The sequence below is a fragment of the Pseudomonas sp. LS2P72 genome (genome assembly GCF_054897865.1).
Genome location: NZ_CM142708.1, coordinates 6340941 through 6358369, shown reverse-complemented (window position 1 = coordinate 6358369; position 17429 = coordinate 6340941). Strand labels below are relative to the sequence as shown.

Sequence of the window (17429 nt, the reverse complement as noted above, 5' to 3'; positions counted from 1 at the left end):
AGACAAACTAAAAAAAGCCGCGATCATCGCGGCTTTTTTGCACCTGTCAGAAACCGCGCCGGATGCGGTTCTTGAGTTGGTCGTGGAACAGGTCTGCATTTCCTTTGTAGAGGCTGCGAACCGACTCAGTGATCGATTCCAGTCCTATCGAGCGTTTGGTTATCACCTCCTCACGATAAGCATCAATGAAAAAATTGATGTCCGTATCGCCGCTCAGTTTCGGCCATTTGTCGAGGTACAACGGTAAAGCGCTGGGGCCAATCTGGTACGAGCAGATGCGGCGATTGCTGATGGTCGCTTCTCCGATTTCGAACGGAACCCACCAGGACTGTGCGGTGTTCTCCGAAATCACGGCGAGCAAGTGCGTGCACGCGGTGATGTTGCGGGTGATGACCCCGGTGATGTCGTCAGCGGTCTGTGATTCCGGATCCAGCACGTCGAAATAGGTCTTGATGTTGGCCTGAATAAGACGGGTGTTGATGGCGATGGCGTGGGGCCGATCGCTATGGCGATAGCTGATGAATACAGGCATCAGAAATGTCCTTTGATCGCGAGTTCGCGGTAATAGGCGCCGAGGGCGGTCAGGCGGCAACCGGTCGAGTTGATGGCCGCGTAGTACATGTGCTCGGCGTCCACCGGTTCGATCAGGCTGTGGCGGTTGCACTTTTGCAGTTGCTTGAAGATGTCGCCGTTGTCGGGATCGAACGTGGCTTCGGTCGGTTCATAGCTGGGGTCCAGGGGGAACACATAGCTAGGTTCCGGGAACCAGTCCTTGAGCTTGCGCAGGGTTTCTTCGGCAATCAGCGGCGTAACTTCCCGCAACGGCACAAATTGCGAGACGTTGGTCTTGAACACCGGTCGCTGCTCCCATGCCCCTAACGCGTTGTCGACGAACGAATACACGCTGCCCGGCGTGACCTTACCCAAGACATTGGCGGCTCCGCCGTGCAGTGCTTGCAGCAACAGGTCGGTAAACACGCCGTGGCCGCGACCTTCGAGCGCTACCTGGTCCTTTTTACAGGCAGTGAGAATGGTCATGCCCTCGCTGATCACGCTGCTGCCACCGCGCAATCCGCGCATGGCGGCCGCCGCGCCGGCCTGGCAGCAGTCGAGGATGATGATTTTGTTCTTGATGTGGGGGGCGTTGTCCGCCCAGCTCAATATGTCGCTGATGCGAATGCCATCGCTACCCGGCGCAAAGTCCTGAGGGATCAACAGCCCCTCGTCGATGCTGGTGTCGAACTGGCCGTGGCCTGCGAAATACAGCAGCGCCACATCACAATCGCCGGAAAACAGGCTTTGAATGTGCTGCTTCATGGCTGTCAGCGAAAGGTCGTCTTCGGCTGAGGTCAGCACCTTGCTGCTGAAGTTCGGCCGCCCGTTGGCGTGACGCTCCAGCACCGAAGCCATGGCCATCGCGTCGTTATTGCATCCGCTCAATGGTGAGACGTGGGCGTAATGGTTGATCCCGATGAACAATCCCTTGCGCATGGTTCAGCCCGCCGCGTGAGTGCGAATGGCACTGATGATGCTGTTGGTGTTCCACGCACACTCCGCGTGTGCTGCCCGGCGCACCACGGTAGAAATCCGCTCCGCACCAAACGGCTTCACCGCAATGATCACCTTGCCCATTCGCCTGGAGATCTCGATTTCCTTGTTGATCCACTTGCTGTAGGTCGAATACATCCCCGCCATGATCAGCACTGCCGAGCAGGGGCGGATTTTGTTTTCGATGGCTTCTTCCAGCTGTTTGTCGGTTTTCGCGCCGAGGATCGGGTTGTCCGGCGGCACCGAAAAATTTTTGAACGTGAAGCCGGGTTTGGCGTTGAGCAGGCGGACCAGATTGTCGTGGGCGTCTGAGTAGTTCCACGAATGGCTGATGAACAAATGATAGGTTTGCATGGGTATCCCTCGGTATCGCCAAAATGCGAAGAGGGCTCGAATGTATGCACTTGAGTGGTCGCAACAAGACCTGTACTGATAAAGAGAATTCCCCTACAAACAGGCGTGCAGAAGCCTTACAGAAGTCTCTGACGTTTAAGGGGTGAGGATATTTGTAGGACGCTACAAGCGGCGCGCCGCCCCGTCAGTGTCGAGGCAGCGGGCGCGTCTGTTTAGTAGCTGGTTTCCGGCAAACTGGCGATGATCGAGCGATAGCTGTTCATCCGTTGCTGCTGCACGCGACCCTCTTCCAAGGCCTTGAGCAGGGCGCAACCCGGTTCGCGGTCGTGCTTGCAGTCGCGGAAGCGGCAGGTGCCGATCAGGTCGTTGAACTCGATGAAACCCGCTTCTACGTCGGCACGGCTGACGTGGCCCAGGCCGAATTCGCGGATGCCCGGGGAGTCGATCAGCTCACCGCCACCGGGGAAGTGGAACAACCGCGCGGTGGTGGTGGTGTGAGTGCCCTGGCCGGACAGCTCAGACAGCGGGCCGACACGGGCTTCGACTTCAGGCAACAGGCTGTTGACCAGCGAAGACTTGCCGACGCCGGACTGGCCGACGAACACGCTGATGCGCCCGTCCAGTTGTTTTTGAAGTTGCTCCATGCCGTTGCCGTGGTGCGCCGAAACCTCCAGCACCGGGTAACCCAGGGTGCGGTAAACCGCCAGCAAGGCATTCAACGCCGGGGCGTTTTGCTCGTCGATCAGGTCGAACTTGTTGAGCAACAGCAGCGGACGAATCCCGGCGTGCTCAGCGGCGACCAGGTAACGGTCGATCAAGTTGGCGTGAGGCTCGGGCAGCGGCGCGAAGACAATCACGATCATGTCGACGTTGGCCGCTACAGGCTTGAGCTGACCACGGCTGTCCGGACGGCAGAGTTCGGTTTTACGCGGCAGTTGCGCCACGATCACACCGATGCCCTGGTTGCCGGCACGCCAGACCACCTGATCGCCGGTCACCAGCGCCGGCAGGTTGGCGCGCAAGTGACAGCGGAACACCTGGCCGGCCAAATCGCCATCGAGGGCTTCGACTTCGACCTGCACACCGAAGTGCGCGATCACCAGGCCCGTCTGTTCCGGACCCAGATCGCCACCCTCAAGTGCCTCGACAGCCGAGGACTCGCGTTTGGCGGCGCGGGCAGCGCGTTCGCCCTGAATCTTTTCGATGCGCCAGTTTTGACGACGATTGAGTTGGCGTTTGGCCATGGGTGTTCCGTATCAAGAATGCTGCGATTAGGTAAAACGGCCGCGAGTTTAGCACGCCCGGCCACCGCCCTAGGCTAAACTGCGCAGCATTGCCTAGGAGCCGACACATGCAAAACCCGCAGAATCTGATCTGGATCGACCTGGAAATGACCGGTCTGAACCCTGATACCGACGTCATCATCGAAATGGCCACCATCGTCACCGACAGTGACCTGAACACCTTGGCCGAAGGTCCGGTGATCGCCATCCACCACAGCGACGAGATCCTCGCCGGCATGGACGAGTGGAACACCCGTCAACACGGCGGCTCCGGGCTGACCCAGCGCGTGCGCGACAGCCGTATCAGCATGGCCGAAGCTGAAGCCGAAACCATCGCCTTCCTGGAAAAATGGGTGCCGAAGGGCAAGTCGCCGATTTGCGGCAACAGCATCTGCCAGGATCGTCGCTTCCTTTATACCCACATGAAATCCCTGGAAAGCTTCTTCCACTACCGCAACCTCGACGTCTCGACCCTTAAAGAGTTGGCCGCACGCTGGGCGCCGGACGTGCGCGACAGCTTCAAAAAGGGCAGCACTCACCTGGCCCTGGACGACATCCGCGAATCGATCGCCGAGCTGCAGCATTACCGCAAGCATTTCATCAAGTTCTGATGGCGCCTCGGGTGACGCCATCGCGGGCAAGCCTTGCTCCTACAAAATCAGCGCGAATACCGTACTTGTAGGAGCAAGGCTTGCCCGCGATGCAGGCAACGCGGTCCAACTCCATGATCGCCCTCTTTTGGTGCCGTCCCTAAATGGCTAGACTGCGCGCCTTCCTGCAAGGACCGCCGCCATGTTGTTGATGCTTTACCTGATCGCCATTACCGCCGAAGCCATGACCGGTGCCCTGTCTGCCGGCCGTCGCGGGATGGACTGGTTTGGCGTGGTGCTGATCGCCTGCGTCACGGCGTTGGGTGGCGGTTCGGTGCGTGACGTGCTGCTCGGCCACTACCCGCTGACGTGGGTCAAGCACCCGGAATACCTGGTGCTGACCTCGGTGGCGGCGATGTTCACGGTGTTCGCTGCGCGCTGGATGCGGCACCTGCGCTCGCTGTTTCTGGTGCTCGACGCCGTGGGCCTGGTGGCGTTCACCCTGATCGGCTGCATGACCGCGCTGGAAATGGGCCACGGCATGCTGGTGGCTTCGGTCAGTGGCGTGATCACTGGGGTTTTCGGCGGCATCCTGCGCGACATCTTTTGTAACGACATCCCGCTGATTTTCCGTCGCGAACTCTACGCCAGCGTCTCGTTCGCAGCAGCGTGGTGCTACATGCTCTGCATTTACCTGCAATTGCCCGGCGAACAGGCGATTTTGATCACCCTGTTTGGCGGCTTCCTGCTGCGGTTACTGGCGATCCGGTTTCACTGGGAAATGCCGAAGTTCGTTTATAACGACGAAGCCTGACATGGCACGGCCCTTGTAGCAGCTGCCGAAGGCTGCGTTCGGCTGCGAAGCAGTCGTAAGTGATCAGATCCGCCGCGAGTCCTGCGGCCTCGAACGCAGCCTTCGGCAGCTGCTACAGGAGTCCGTGTTGTTTCAGGGCCCACTCGACATGCTCACGCACCAACTCCGACGGATAATCCCGTCGCGCCTTCAACGCTTCCAGCACCGGAATGCTCGACGGCGCGTTCCCCAGGCCTACCGCCAGGTTTCGCAGCCAGCGCTCGTAACCCGCTCGGCGTAACGGCGAACCTTCAGTGCTGCTGAGAAACTTCTCCTCATCCCACATGAACAGCTCGGCCAACTCGGCGTTGTCCAGGTTGTGCCGGGGCTTGAAATCGCTTTCGCCGGACGGACGGGCGAAGCGGTTCCACGGGCAGACGATCTGGCAGTCATCGCAACCGAATACCCTATTGCCGATCAATGGCCGCAAATCTTCCGGGATCGCGCTTTTCAGTTCGATGGTCAGGTAGGAAATGCAGCGTCGGGCGTCGAGTACATAAGGACCGACAAAGGCGTTGGTCGGGCAGATGTCGAGGCATGCGGTGCAACGGCCGCAATGTTCAGTGCTGTGTGGCGGATCAACAGGCAGCGGCAGGTCGACAAACAGTTCGCTGAGAAAGAAATAACTGCCGGCCTTGCGATTCAAGACCAGGGTATTTTTGCCGATCCATCCAAGACCGGCCTGTTCCGCGATGGCTTTTTCCAGCACCGGCGCACTGTCAACGAAGGCGCGGAAACCAAACGGGCCGATCTCGGCCTGAATTTTATCGGCCAGTTGTTGCACGCGTTTGCGGATCAATTTGTGGTAATCACGGCCCAAGGCATAACGCGAGACGTAGGCTTTTTCCGGTTGTGCCAGTCGTTTGGCCATTTCGGTGTCGCCCGGCAGGTAGTCCATGCGTAGGGAAACCACCCGAAGTGTGCCGGGCACCAGCTCTTCCGGGTGTGAGCGTTTGCTGCCGTGGGCGCCCATGTAGTCCATTTCGCCGTGATAGCCGGCCGCGAGCCAGCGCTCCAGGTGCTGCTCATGCTCGGCCAGGTCGAGGCCGCTGATGCCGACTTGCTGAAAGCCCAGCTCGCGGCCCCAGTCCTTGATGGATTGGGCGAGGGCGGGCAGGTCTGTGGTAATTGCGGGCATGAGGCGAGAGAAACCGGAGCTGAGGTGCGTATAATTCTGCCAGACATCGGAGCCCGAAGACGCATGCCGCAGACTAAAGATGATTTACCCGACGCGCTGTATAGCGCCGCGCAAGTGCGAGCCCTCGATGCGAGACTGATCGCGGCCGGTACACCGGGCTTCGAATTGATGCAGCGCGCGGCGCGGGCGACCTGGCGTGCGCTGGTCCGTCATTGGCCGTCGGCGAACGAATTGAGTGTCGTGGCCGGTCATGGCAATAACGCCGGCGACGGTTATCTGGTGGCTGTGCTGGCCCGACGTGCCGGCTGGCACGTGCGGGTGTTGGCGGCCGGTGATCCCAAGCGTTTACAGGGTGACGCGGCATTGGCCCATGCCGAGGCCGTGTCCGAAGGTGTCGCGGTTCAAGCCTGGAGCGCACAGTCCGAGTTGCGCGGTATCGTGCTGGATGCCTTGCTCGGCACCGGTCTGACAGGAGAGGTGCGAGAGCCCTACGCGGGCGTCATTGCAGCGATCAATGGCGGCGGGCTGCCGGTTGCTGCGGTGGATATCCCTTCGGGGTTGTGTGCTGATACCGGCCGAATACTCGGCGCTGCGGTGCGGGCTGACCTGACGGTGACGTTCATCGGCCTGAAACTGGGTCTGTTCACCGGCGATGCTGCAGATGTGGTCGGCGAGTTGGTGTTCAACGATCTGCAGGCCTCCCCCGAGTCGTTTGACGGCGTCGCCATCAGTGCACGTCGCCTGATGGCCAGTTCCTTGCCGCGTCTGGCGAGCCGGGCTGCAACTTCCCATAAAGGCAAATTCGGCCATGTATTGCTGATCGGTGGTGATCGCGGCTTTGGTGGCGCGATCCTGCTGAGTGCGCAAAGTGCGCTGCGCAGCGGTGCGGGCATGGTGTCGGTGGCGACGCGCAGTGAACATGTTTCGGCCGCGCTGGCGAGAATCCCCGAAGCCATGGTGCTGGGCATTTCGTCGGCCAACCAACTGATGGAACTGCTGCAAAAGGTTTCCGTGCTGGTTGTCGGCCCAGGCTTAGGTCAGGCTTCCTGGGGGCGCAGCCTTTTGTCGGCGGCTGCCAATGCGCCGCTGCCGCAAGTCTGGGACGCCGACGCATTGAATCTGCTGGCCACAGAGCACGTGAGCTTGCCCAAGGATTGTGTGATCACGCCGCATCCGGGCGAAGCGGCGCGCTTATTGGGGGTGAGCACTGCCGAAGTGCAAGCCGATCGTCCTGCGGCGGCTCACGCATTGAGCAAAAAATATACAGCTGTCGTGGTGCTGAAAGGTGCCGGCAGCCTGATCGCCAGCCCCGATGGGCGCCTGGCGTTGTGTCATCAGGGGCATCCGGCCATGGCCACCGCCGGTTTGGGTGATGTGCTGGCCGGTCTGGTCGGCGCGTTGCTGTCTCAAGGCATGGAGGCGTTCGACGCCGCCTGCCTGGCCGTCTGGCTGCACGCCAATGCTGGCGCGCAAGAAGGTAAATCGGGCCGTGGGCTGGCGGCCAGTGATCTGATTCCAGCCATTCGTCAGTTGTTGGAGGAGCAAGCACCGTGTCTGAAGTAACCCTGTACCTGGCTGATGAAGAGGCGATGACCGCATTTGGCGCACGCATCGCGCAAACCACTGAAGGGCATGGTCTGATTTTTCTCGAGGGAGATCTGGGCGCGGGGAAAACCACGCTGTCCCGGGGCATCATCCGTGGCTTGGGGCATGTGGGCGCGGTAAAAAGTCCGACCTTCACCCTGGTCGAACCCTACGAGATTGGCGACATCCGGGCCTTCCATTTCGACCTCTATCGCCTGGTCGATCCTGAAGAGCTGGAGTACCTCGGCATCCGCGACTACTTCGAAGACGACGCGTTGTGCCTGATCGAGTGGCCCGAAAAGGGTGCAGGCTTTTTGCCAAAGCCCGACCTGACCATTACCATTAGCCCGCAAGATGGCGGGCGTTCGCTGAAAATTTTGTCCCAGGGCTCGCGTGGCGAGTCGTGGTGTGCCGCTTTGGCATTGGAAACCAATTAAATGATGGGGTCAGGTATGCGCTTTCGCGCGATGGTAGCTGCCGTAGGATTGTTGTTTTTGGCGGTGACCGTCGACGCTGTGGCCGAGACGAAGGTCAACAGCGTTCGCCTGTGGCGGGCTCCGGACAACACACGACTGGTGTTCGACCTGAGCGGTCCTGTCCAGCACAGTGTCTTTACCCTGACCGCCCCGGATCGGCTGGTCATCGACATCAATGGCGCATCCCTGGGGGCGCCGCTGAACGTCAACAGCTCGAACACTCCGATCACCGCCATGCGCTCGGCTCAACGGACGCCGACCGACCTGCGGGTAGTCATCGACCTGAAAAAAGCCGTGACGCCGAAAAGTTTTACCCTGGCGCCGAATGCTCAGTACGGTAATCGCCTGGTGGTCGACCTGTTTGATAACGCCGCCGATGCCGCGCCAATCCCGCCGCCGACCAATGTCGCGACGGTGGCCCCGGTGCCGGTCACCCCGGTTGATCCGCCAGTCAAATTGCCGCCAGCCCCGGCCGGCAAGCGCGACATCATTGTGGTCATCGATGCCGGTCACGGCGGCGAAGACCCGGGTGCCTCGGGCTCTCGCGGTCAGCGTGAAAAAGACGTGGTACTGGCCATCGCCCGCGAACTGCAGCGTCAGGTCAACGGCATGAAAGGCTTCCGCGCCGAACTGACCCGCACCGGCGACTACTTCATTCCATTGCGCGGCCGTACTGAAATCGCCCGCAAGAAGGGCGCCGACCTGTTCGTCTCGATCCACGCCGACGCCGCGCCTTCGACCGCTGCTTTCGGTGCATCGGTGTTCGCCCTGTCTGATCGCGGCGCGACCTCGGAAACGGCCCGTTGGCTGGCCGACAGCGAAAACCGTTCCGACTTGATCGGCGGTGCCGGCAACGTCAGCCTCGACGACAAGGACCGCATGCTCGCAGGCGTGCTGCTCGACTTGTCGATGACGGCTTCCCTGACCTCCAGCCTGAACGTCGGCCAGAAGGTGCTGAGCAACATTGGCCGCGTCACGCCGCTGCACAAGCAGCGCGTAGAGCAGGCCGGGTTCATGGTGCTGAAGTCGCCGGACATTCCGTCGATCCTGGTGGAAACCGGCTTCATCTCCAACGCCAACGAAGCTTCCAAGCTTGCCGCTGCGAACCACCAGCAGGCGTTGGCGCGTTCGATCAGCAGCGGCGTGCGCCAGTTCTTCCAGCAGAATCCGCCACCGGGCACCTACATCGCCTGGCTGCGTGATTCCGGTGGGATCGCACAAGGTCCTCGTGACCATCGGGTGAACCCCGGCGAGACGCTGGCGATGATTGCGGTGCGATATCAGGTGTCTCCGGCCACGCTGCGTAGCGCCAACAAGCTGTCGAGTGATGAGCTCAAAATCGGTCAGCACTTGACCATTCCCGGCACTGAACTGGCGGCCAAAGAATGAACCAGGTGCTGACCAACACGGCTCGCATCGAGCTGCTCAGCCCGCGACTGGCGAACCAGATTGCTGCCGGTGAGGTGGTTGAGCGCCCGGCTTCGGTGATCAAGGAGCTGCTGGAAAACAGCCTCGACTCCGGCGCCAAGCGCATTGATGTCGATGTGGAGCAGGGCGGCGTCAAGCTGCTGCGGGTGCGCGACGATGGCAGCGGCATTTCTGCCGATGACCTGCCGCTGGCTTTGGCGCGTCACGCCACCAGCAAGATTCGCAACCTGGAAGACCTCGAGCAGGTCATGAGCCTCGGGTTTCGCGGTGAAGCACTTGCCTCGATCAGCTCGGTGGCGCGTCTGACCCTGACATCCCGCACCCGTGATGCCGATCAGGCCTGGCAGGTCGAGACCGAAGGCCGGGACATGGCGCCTCGCGTGCAACCCGCGGCCCATCCGGTGGGCACATCGGTGGAAGTGCGCGACCTGTTCTTCAACACCCCGGCGCGACGCAAGTTTCTCAAGACCGAAAAAACCGAATTCGATCACCTGCAAGAAGTGATCAAGCGTCTGGCCCTGGCGCGCTTCGACGTGGCGTTCCATCTGCGCCACAACGGCAAGACCATCCTCAGCCTGCACGAAGCCCATGACGACGCGGCCCGTGCCCGGCGTGTGGCGGCAATTTGCGGTTCGGGTTTCCTCGAGCAGGCGCTGCCGATCGAGATCGAGCGCAATGGCCTGCATTTGTGGGGTTGGGTCGGTTTGCCAACGTTCAACCGCAGTCAGGCGGACTTGCAGTATTTCTTTGTGAACGGCCGTGCGGTACGCGACAAACTGGTGGCCCACGCGGTGCGCCAGGCCTATCGCGACGTGCTGTTCAACGGTCGGCACCCGACATTCGTGCTGTTTTTCGAAGTCGATCCGGCAGGCGTGGACGTCAACGTGCACCCGACCAAGCACGAAGTGCGCTTCCGTGACGGGCGCATGGTTCACGATTTCCTGTATGGCACCCTGCACCGCGCCTTGGGCGATGTGCGGCCGGAAGACCATTTGGCCGCGCCTGTCGCGACGGCCATCGTTCGACCGACCGGCATTGATGCTGGCGAGTTCGGTCCACAGGGCGAAATGCGTCTGACGGCCAATGCCTTGCTGGAACAGCCTCAGGCCCAGCCGTCGTTCAATACGCCGGCAGGCTCGGGCGCTGGCGCCGGTTATCAATATCAGTACTCGCCGCGCCCTCAATCGGGTGTGCCGGTTGCTGAAGCTCAGGCTGCCTACCGTGAGTTTTTTGCGCCGCTGCCAGAAGCCAGCGCGGTCGCACTGCCGGCCGGACAGGATGATATTCCGCCGCTGGGTTATGCGCTGGCGCAGCTCAAAGGCATCTACATTCTTTCGGAAAACGCCCAAGGGCTGGTGCTGGTGGACATGCACGCCGCTCACGAGCGGATCATGTACGAACGCTTGAAAATCGCCATGGCCAGCGAAGGCCTGAGCGGTCAGCCGCTGCTGGTGCCGGAGTCCCTGGCGGTCAGTCAGCGTGAAGCCGATTGCGCTGAAGAGCACGTCGCGTGGTTCCAGCGCCTGGGCTTTGAGTTGCAGCGTCTGGGCCCGGAATCCCTGGCCATCCGGCAGATTCCGGCCTTGCTCAAGCAAGCTGAAGCCAATCGATTGGTCAGTGATGTACTGGCGGATCTGATGGAATACGGCACCAGCGACCGGATTCAGGCGCACCTGAACGAACTGCTCGGCACCATGGCCTGCCATGGCGCGATTCGTGCGAATCGGCGCCTGGCCCTGCCGGAAATGAACGGTCTGCTGCGCGACATGGAAAACACCGAACGCAGCGGTCAATGCAACCATGGCCGACCGACCTGGACCCAACTGGGCCTGGACGATCTGGACAAACTGTTCTTGCGCGGTCGTTGATGAACCAGCTCCCTCCTGCGATTTTCCTGATGGGGCCGACCGCCGCCGGCAAGACCGACCTAGCCATCGAACTCACCAAAGTCTTGCCTTGCGAGCTGATCAGCGTTGATTCGGCGCTGGTTTACCGTGGCATGGACATCGGCACCGCCAAGCCTTCAAAAGAGCTTCTGGCTGAATTTCCACACCGTTTGATCGATATTCTTGATCCGGCAGAGAGCTATTCGGCCGCCGATTTCCGTCGTGATGCCCTCGAAGCCATGGCCGAGATCACCGCGCGGGGCAAAATTCCGCTGCTGGTGGGCGGCACAATGCTCTATTACAAGGCTTTGGTTGAAGGTCTGGCAGACATGCCCGCAGCCGACCCGGCCATTCGCGCACAGATCGAAGACGAGGCTGCACGCCTTGGCTGGCAAGCCTTGCACGAACAATTGGCAGTCATCGATCCGGAATCTGCGGCGCGTATTCATCCGAACGATCCGCAGCGACTCAGTCGGGCGCTGGAAGTTTATCGCGTCAGTGGTCAGAGCATGACTGCACTAAGGTTGCGACAATCTGCGCAAAGTACCGAAGCAGCCGCCTCGGGACTGCAACAATTGCCCTATACTGTCGCGAACTTGGCCATTGCTCCGGCAAATCGCCAGGTATTGCACGAGCGAATTAAACAAAGATTCACGAATATGTTGGAACAGGGATTCATTGACGAGGTCGTAGCCCTGCGTAAGCGAAGTGACCTGCATGCCGGGTTGCCGTCTATACGTGCAGTAGGCTACCGACAAGTCTGGGACTACCTGGATGGCAAGCTGACGCAAGCCGAGATGCAGGAGCGTGGAATCATTGCCACGCGCCAATTGGCGAAGCGCCAGTTCACCTGGCTGCGCAGTTGGGCTGATTTACACTGGTTGGACAGCCTCGATTGCGACAATCTGCCGCGCGCCTTGAAATACCTCGGGACCATCTCCATATTGAGCTGAGTCCTTGCAATTGCCGTCTATCCTTGGGGGTGTGACGGCCACAAGCCATCTGTTTACCTATTTTTTATATTGAATCCTTAAAGGAGTGCGGCACATGTCAAAAGGGCATTCGCTACAAGACCCTTACTTGAATACTTTACGTAAAGAGAAAGTGGGGGTTTCCATCTACCTGGTCAACGGGATCAAACTGCAAGGCACGATCGAGTCTTTCGACCAGTTCGTTATCCTGCTGAAAAACACCGTTAGCCAAATGGTTTACAAACACGCTATCTCGACAGTGGTGCCGGTTCGTCCAATTCGTCTGCCAAGCGCAACCGAATCCGAAGCAGGTGACGCTGAGCCAGGTAACGCCTGATAGGAGTCTCCTTTGTTCTTTGAGCGCCACGGTGGTGGTGAGCGAGTAATCCTCGTTCACTTGGATGGACAGGACCCTGAGGCGCGCGAAGATCCGCAGGAGTTTCAGGAACTGGCTAATTCGGCGGGCGCCGAGACCGTTGCGTTTTTTAACGTGCCGCGTCATCGGCCAACCGCCAAATTCCTCATTGGCAGTGGCAAGGTCGAGGAACTACGCGACCTGGTCAAGGCCGAAGAGGCCGATCTGGTGATTTTCAATCACATCCTCACGCCCAGTCAGGAACGTAACCTCGAACGTGTTTTCGAGTGTCGCGTGATCGACCGCACCGGTCTGATTCTCGATATTTTCGCCCAGCGCGCCCGTACCCATGAAGGCAAGCTCCAGGTAGAACTGGCCCAGCTTGACCACATGAGCACCCGGCTGGTTCGTGGCTGGACTCACCTTGAACGCCAAGGTGGTGGTATCGGTATGCGTGGCCCGGGTGAAACCCAGCTGGAAACCGACCGCCGTTTGCTGCGGGTTCGCCTGCGACAGATCAAGGGCCGACTGGAAAAAGTGCGCAGTCAGCGCGAACAGTCGCGACGCGGTCGTTCGCGTGCGGATATTCCTACCGTGTCCCTGGTGGGGTATACCAACGCCGGCAAATCCACACTCTTCAATAACGTGACGAAATCCGACGTGTACGCGGCTGACCAGTTGTTTGCCACGCTGGACCCGACCTTGCGCCGTCTCGAACTCGACGATCTGGGGCCGATTGTCCTGGCCGACACGGTGGGTTTCATACGCCACTTGCCCCACAAACTGGTCGAGGCGTTTCGGTCTACGCTCGAAGAGTCGAGCAACTCGGACCTGCTGTTGCACGTGATCGATGCGGCCGAACCGGATCGCATGTTGCAGATAGAGCAGGTGATGGTGGTGCTGGGCGAGATTGGTGCCCAGGACTTGCCGATCCTCGAGGTCTATAACAAACTCGATTTGCTTGAAGGCGTTGAGCCACAAATCCAGCGCGACGAAAACGGCAAGCCCCAACGGGTCTGGCTGTCGGCGCGTGATGGCAGTGGTCTGGAATTGCTTGAGCAAGCCATTGCCGAGTTGCTGGGCGGTGATTTGTTTGTTGGCACCTTGCGCTTGCCGCAACGTTTTGCTCGACTGCGTGCGCAGTTTTTCGAACTCGGTGCGGTGCAGAAAGAAGAACACGATGAAGAAGGCGTCAGCCTGCTGGCCGTTCGCTTGCCACGGGTCGAGTTGAATCGACTGGTGAGTCGCGAAGGTCTGCAACCGATGGAATTCATCGAACAACACACTTTGCAATAAAAGCCTGAAAAAGCGGTTGTGCCGCGGTGACAGGCATTCTGTAGCATTGGTCGGCGCGCCGTGGGTGCGTCTTTGCTTTATCAGATGGAGAGCGCTATGGCTTGGAATGAGCCGGGTGGCAACTCGAATAATCAGGATCCTTGGGGTGGCAAACGCCGCAATAACGGCGACCGCAAGGGACCGCCGGATCTCGACGAGGCCTTCCGAAAGCTGCAGGAAAGCCTGAACGGGTTGTTCGGTGGTGGTAAGAAACGCGGTGATGACGGTGGCGGTTCGGGCAGGAGTAGCGGCTTCGGCGGTCTGCTCGGCATCGGCCTGGTCGTTTTGGCGGCCGTGTGGCTGTACAGCGCGGTCTATGTCGTCGACGAGCAGGAGCAGGCCGTGGTGCTGCGCTTCGGCAAGTACTACGAAACTGTCGGCCCGGGTCTGAACATCTATTTCCCGCCGCTCGATCGCAAGTACCTGGAAAACGTCACGCGTGAGCGTGCCTATACCAAGCAGGGTCAAATGCTCACCGAAGACGAAAACATCGTCGAAGTGCCGCTGACCGTGCAGTACAAGATCAGCAACCTGCAGGACTTTGTGCTGAGCGTTGATCAGCCGGAAATCAGCCTTCAGCACGCGACCGAAAGTGCCTTGCGACACGTGGTGGGTTCCACCGCGATGGACCAGGTACTGACCGAAGGTCGTGAATTGATGGCCAGCGAAATCAAGGAGCGTCTGCAACGCTTCATGGATACCTATCGCACCGGTATCACCGTCACTCAGGTCAACGTACAGAGCGCAGCGGCACCGCGTGAAGTGCAGGAAGCCTTCGATGACGTGATCCGCGCCCGTGAAGACGAGCAGCGTTCGCGCAACCAGGCTGAAACCTATGCCAACGGCGTCGTGCCGGAAGCCCGTGGTCAGGCCCAGCGCATCATCGAAGATGCCAATGGTTACCGTGACGAAACCGTCTCGCGCGCCAAGGGTGAGGCTGATCGCTTCACCAAGCTGGTCGCCGAGTACCGCAAGGCACCTGAAGTCACCCGCGAGCGTCTGTATCTGGACACCATGCAGGAAGTCTTCAGCAACACCAGCAAGGTTCTGGTGACCGGCAACAAGAATGGCCAGAGCAATCTGCTGTACTTGCCGCTGGACAAAATGGTCGAAAGTGGTCGCAACACCAGCACTTCGGTGACCGGTGCGGCAGCCACCAGCAATGAAGCGAATGCGCGTGCAGCAGCCGATCTGCAGCAACAGCCAGCACGTACCAGGGAGAGTCGCTGATGAGCAATAAATCGCTGATCGCCCTTATTGTCGGCGTCGTCGTGGCGATCGCTGCCTGGAACTGCTTCTACATCGTGGCTCAGACTGAGCGTGCGGTGCTGCTGCAGTTCGGTCGCGTGGTCCAGGCTGATGTTCAGCCGGGCCTGCATGTGAAAGTGCCTTACGTTAACCAGGTGCGCAAATTCGATGCACGCCTGATGACGCTGGATGCACCGACACAACGCTTCCTGACGCTGGAAAAGAAAGCCGTCATGGTCGATGCCTACGCCAAGTGGCGCGTGAAAGATGCCGAACGCTTCTACACCGCGACTTCCGGCCTCAAGCAGATTGCTGACGAACGTCTTTCCCGTCGTCTGGAATCGGGCCTGCGTGACCAGTTTGGTAAGCGCACGCTGCATGAAGTGGTTTCCGGTGAGCGCGATGCGCTGATGACCGATATCACGGCTTCGCTGAACAAGATGGCGGAAAAAGAGCTGGGCATCGAAGTTGTCGATGTTCGGGTCAAGGCTATCGATCTGCCGAAAGAAGTGAACCGCAGCGTGTTCGAGCGCATGAGTTCCGAGCGTGAGCGTGAAGCTCGCGAGCACCGCGCCAAGGGTAACGAACTGTCAGAAGGCATTCGTGCCGACGCTGATCGTCAACGCCGCGTGTTGCTGGCTGAAGCCTATCGTGAATCTGAAGAGGTTCGCGGTGATGGTGACGCCCAGGCCGCTGCGATCTACTCCAAGGCCTACGGCCAGGATCAGGAGTTCTACGGTTTCTACCGTAGCCTGCGTGCCTACCGTGAAAGCTTCGCGAACAAATCCGACGTCATGGTCCTGGACCCAAGCAGCGACTTCTTCCGTTACCTGGAAAAAGCCAAGCCTTGATACGACGTTGACCTGAATCATCCCCCGCCTGACGGCTAACACTTCGGGCGGGGTGATCCTTTGGGAAAACGTGTGTATGATGCGGCAGCCGGGAAATTCCCGGCTTTTTTGCGTCTGCACGTTTGATTGCTGTTTTTTATGCAGGCGTCCGAGTTGAATGACTCGACAGGTTTTTCGAGGAAAGTGGTTGGCGAAGCCGGTTTCAGGCTTTTCGCCACGTTGTTCATGCGCGTGGTTTGCGCATGAGCTGATCATTTTCTGCTTCACTCAAGGCTCGCCCAAAGGCTTGTCGCCCGGATCATAGGGGAATGGCGTAATGGCAACGGTAGACCGCTGGCTGCTGCCAGATGGCATCGAAGAAGTACTGCCACCAGAAGCGGCGCGCATTGAAGTTGCGCGTCGTCAGGTGTTGGATCTGTTCCAGAGCTGGGGTTACGAGTTTGTCGTGACTCCCCATATCGAGTACCTGGAATCCCTGCTGACCGGCGCGGGCCAGGACCTCGATCTGCGTACCTTCAAGGTCATCGACCCGCAGTCGGGCCGGCAGATGGGTTTTCGTGCTGACATCACGCCGCAAGTGGCGCGCATCGATGCGCACACCTTGCGTCGCGAAGGCCCGAGCCGTCTGTGCTATGCCGGTAGCGTGCTGCACGCTCAGCCGCGCGCCTTGTCGTCCTCGCGCAGCCCGATCCAACTGGGTGCCGAGTTGTACGGTGATGCCAGCCCGAGCAGCGACGTGGAAGTCATCAGCCTGATGTTGGCAATGCTGCAACTGGCCGATGTGCCGGATGTGCACATGGACCTCGGTCATGTGGGTATCTACCGTGGTCTGGCTCGCGCCGCCGGTTTGTCCGGTGAAGTTGAACAGCAGTTGTTCGATGCGTTGCAACGTAAGGCCATCGACGAGGTCATTACCTTGACCGAAGGCTTGCCTGCCGATCTGTCGGGCATGTTGCGGGCGCTGGTCGATCTGTGTGGCGGCCGTGAAGTATTGAGCGCTGCCCGCGAGCGTCTGGCGAATGCGCCAGCGCCGGTATTGGCTGCTCTGGACGACTTGCTGGCGATTGCCGAGCGTCTGTCCGCGCGTTTCCCTGAGTTGCCGTTGTATTTCGACCTGGGCGAGTTGCGCGGTTACCACTACCACACTGGTGTGGTGTTCGCGGTGTTCGTGCCGGGTGTTGGCCAGTCCATTGCTCAGGGCGGTCGTTACGACGACATCGGTGCTGACTTCGGTCGTGCCCGTCCGGCAACCGGCTTCTCTACCGATTTGAAAACCCTGGTGACCCTGGGGCGTGCTGAGATCGAGTTACCGTCTGGCGGTATCTGGATGCCTGACAGTACGGATGCGGCACTCTGGCAGCAGGTTTGCCAGTTGCGCAGTGAGGGTCAGCGTGTCGTTCAGGCGTTGCCTGGGCAACCTTTGGCCGCCGCCCGTGAAGCGGACTGCGACCGGCAATTGATTCAGCAGAACGGGCTTTGGCAAGTATCGCCACTGGCTTCTTGAGTTTTCCTGTCGGCCGCGGCCGGCA

17 protein-coding genes are annotated in these 17429 nt (G+C 59.9%); 12 read left to right on the top strand and 5 right to left on the bottom strand.

The window, feature by feature from the left end; translation table 11 throughout:
* Positions 1-46 precede the first annotated feature (46 nt).
* From ACYZUA_RS29110 to rsgA, 4 genes are all read right to left on the bottom strand, one after another.
* Positions 47-532, bottom strand: coding sequence for a toll/interleukin-1 receptor domain-containing protein (locus ACYZUA_RS29110; protein WP_461961577.1), 486 nt, complete (start codon positions 530-532; stop codon positions 47-49).
* The gene (locus tag ACYZUA_RS29105) at positions 532-1491 is read right to left on the bottom strand and encodes a caspase family protein (RefSeq protein WP_461961576.1); all 960 of its coding nucleotides are present in this window, start codon (positions 1489-1491) and stop codon (positions 532-534) included. The genes ACYZUA_RS29110 and ACYZUA_RS29105 overlap by 1 nt, the downstream gene beginning before the upstream one ends.
* Before the next feature lie 3 nt (positions 1492-1494).
* Complete coding sequence (locus tag ACYZUA_RS29100; RefSeq protein ID WP_461961575.1) at positions 1495-1902, bottom strand: TIR domain-containing protein; 408 nt, start codon at positions 1900-1902, stop codon at positions 1495-1497.
* 212 nt (positions 1903-2114) lie between these two features.
* Positions 2115-3146, bottom strand: a complete 1032-nt coding sequence (rsgA, locus tag ACYZUA_RS29095; protein ID WP_046056847.1) for a small ribosomal subunit biogenesis GTPase RsgA — start codon at positions 3144-3146, stop codon at positions 2115-2117.
* Positions 3147-3253: 107 nt separating this feature from the next.
* Between rsgA and orn the strand changes: the two genes are divergently transcribed.
* Together orn and ACYZUA_RS29085 are read left to right on the top strand one after the other, a co-directional pair.
* Complete coding sequence (gene orn / locus ACYZUA_RS29090) at positions 3254-3796, top strand: oligoribonuclease (protein ID WP_008035288.1); 543 nt, start codon at positions 3254-3256, stop codon at positions 3794-3796.
* A 181-nt stretch (positions 3797-3977) separates the two neighbouring features.
* Positions 3978-4589, top strand: coding sequence for a trimeric intracellular cation channel family protein (locus ACYZUA_RS29085; RefSeq protein ID WP_008153267.1), 612 nt, complete (start codon positions 3978-3980; stop codon positions 4587-4589).
* Between the two features lie 112 nt (positions 4590-4701).
* Here the strand turns inward: ACYZUA_RS29085 and queG are convergent, their stop codons facing one another.
* On the bottom strand, positions 4702-5766 hold the full coding sequence (gene queG / locus ACYZUA_RS29080) for a tRNA epoxyqueuosine(34) reductase QueG (protein ID WP_461961574.1): 1065 nt from the start codon (positions 5764-5766) through the stop codon (positions 4702-4704).
* Between the two features lie 63 nt (positions 5767-5829).
* Between queG and ACYZUA_RS29075 the strand changes: the two genes are divergently transcribed.
* The 10 genes from ACYZUA_RS29075 (at position 5830) to ACYZUA_RS29030 (ending at position 17404) form a co-directional block, all read left to right on the top strand.
* Positions 5830-7329, top strand: a complete 1500-nt coding sequence (locus ACYZUA_RS29075) for an NAD(P)H-hydrate dehydratase (protein ID WP_461961573.1) — start codon at positions 5830-5832, stop codon at positions 7327-7329.
* On the top strand, positions 7317-7787 hold the full coding sequence (tsaE, locus tag ACYZUA_RS29070; RefSeq protein WP_046045717.1) for a tRNA (adenosine(37)-N6)-threonylcarbamoyltransferase complex ATPase subunit type 1 TsaE: 471 nt from the start codon (positions 7317-7319) through the stop codon (positions 7785-7787). Before ACYZUA_RS29075 ends, tsaE begins: the two co-directional genes overlap by 13 nt.
* Positions 7788-9215 carry an N-acetylmuramoyl-L-alanine amidase gene (locus ACYZUA_RS29065; protein WP_461961572.1) on the top strand — a complete coding sequence of 476 codons (1428 nt, stop codon included), beginning with the start codon at positions 7788-7790 and terminating at the stop codon, positions 9213-9215.
* The gene (gene mutL / locus ACYZUA_RS29060; protein ID WP_461961571.1) at positions 9212-11122 is read left to right on the top strand and encodes a DNA mismatch repair endonuclease MutL; all 1911 of its coding nucleotides are present in this window, start codon (positions 9212-9214) and stop codon (positions 11120-11122) included. The genes ACYZUA_RS29065 and mutL overlap by 4 nt, the downstream gene beginning before the upstream one ends.
* Positions 11122-12093, top strand: a complete 972-nt coding sequence (gene miaA, locus ACYZUA_RS29055) for a tRNA (adenosine(37)-N6)-dimethylallyltransferase MiaA (RefSeq protein ID WP_461964154.1) — start codon at positions 11122-11124, stop codon at positions 12091-12093. Before mutL ends, miaA begins: the two co-directional genes overlap by 1 nt.
* Before the next feature lie 94 nt (positions 12094-12187).
* On the top strand, positions 12188-12448 hold the full coding sequence (hfq, locus tag ACYZUA_RS29050) for an RNA chaperone Hfq (RefSeq protein ID WP_007902656.1): 261 nt from the start codon (positions 12188-12190) through the stop codon (positions 12446-12448).
* Positions 12449-12460: 12 nt separating this feature from the next.
* The gene (gene hflX, locus ACYZUA_RS29045) at positions 12461-13762 is read left to right on the top strand and encodes a ribosome rescue GTPase HflX (protein ID WP_461961570.1); all 1302 of its coding nucleotides are present in this window, start codon (positions 12461-12463) and stop codon (positions 13760-13762) included.
* 96 nt (positions 13763-13858) lie between these two features.
* Entirely contained in the window at positions 13859-15031 is a 1173-nt protein-coding gene (hflK, locus tag ACYZUA_RS29040) for an FtsH protease activity modulator HflK (protein ID WP_461961569.1), read from the top strand.
* The gene (gene hflC / locus ACYZUA_RS29035; protein ID WP_056746351.1) at positions 15031-15900 is read left to right on the top strand and encodes a protease modulator HflC; all 870 of its coding nucleotides are present in this window, start codon (positions 15031-15033) and stop codon (positions 15898-15900) included. The genes hflK and hflC overlap by 1 nt, the downstream gene beginning before the upstream one ends.
* Positions 15901-16216: 316 nt before the next feature.
* Complete coding sequence (locus ACYZUA_RS29030) at positions 16217-17404, top strand: ATP phosphoribosyltransferase regulatory subunit (protein ID WP_461961568.1); 1188 nt, start codon at positions 16217-16219, stop codon at positions 17402-17404.
* The last annotated feature ends 25 nt before the right edge of the window (positions 17405-17429 follow it).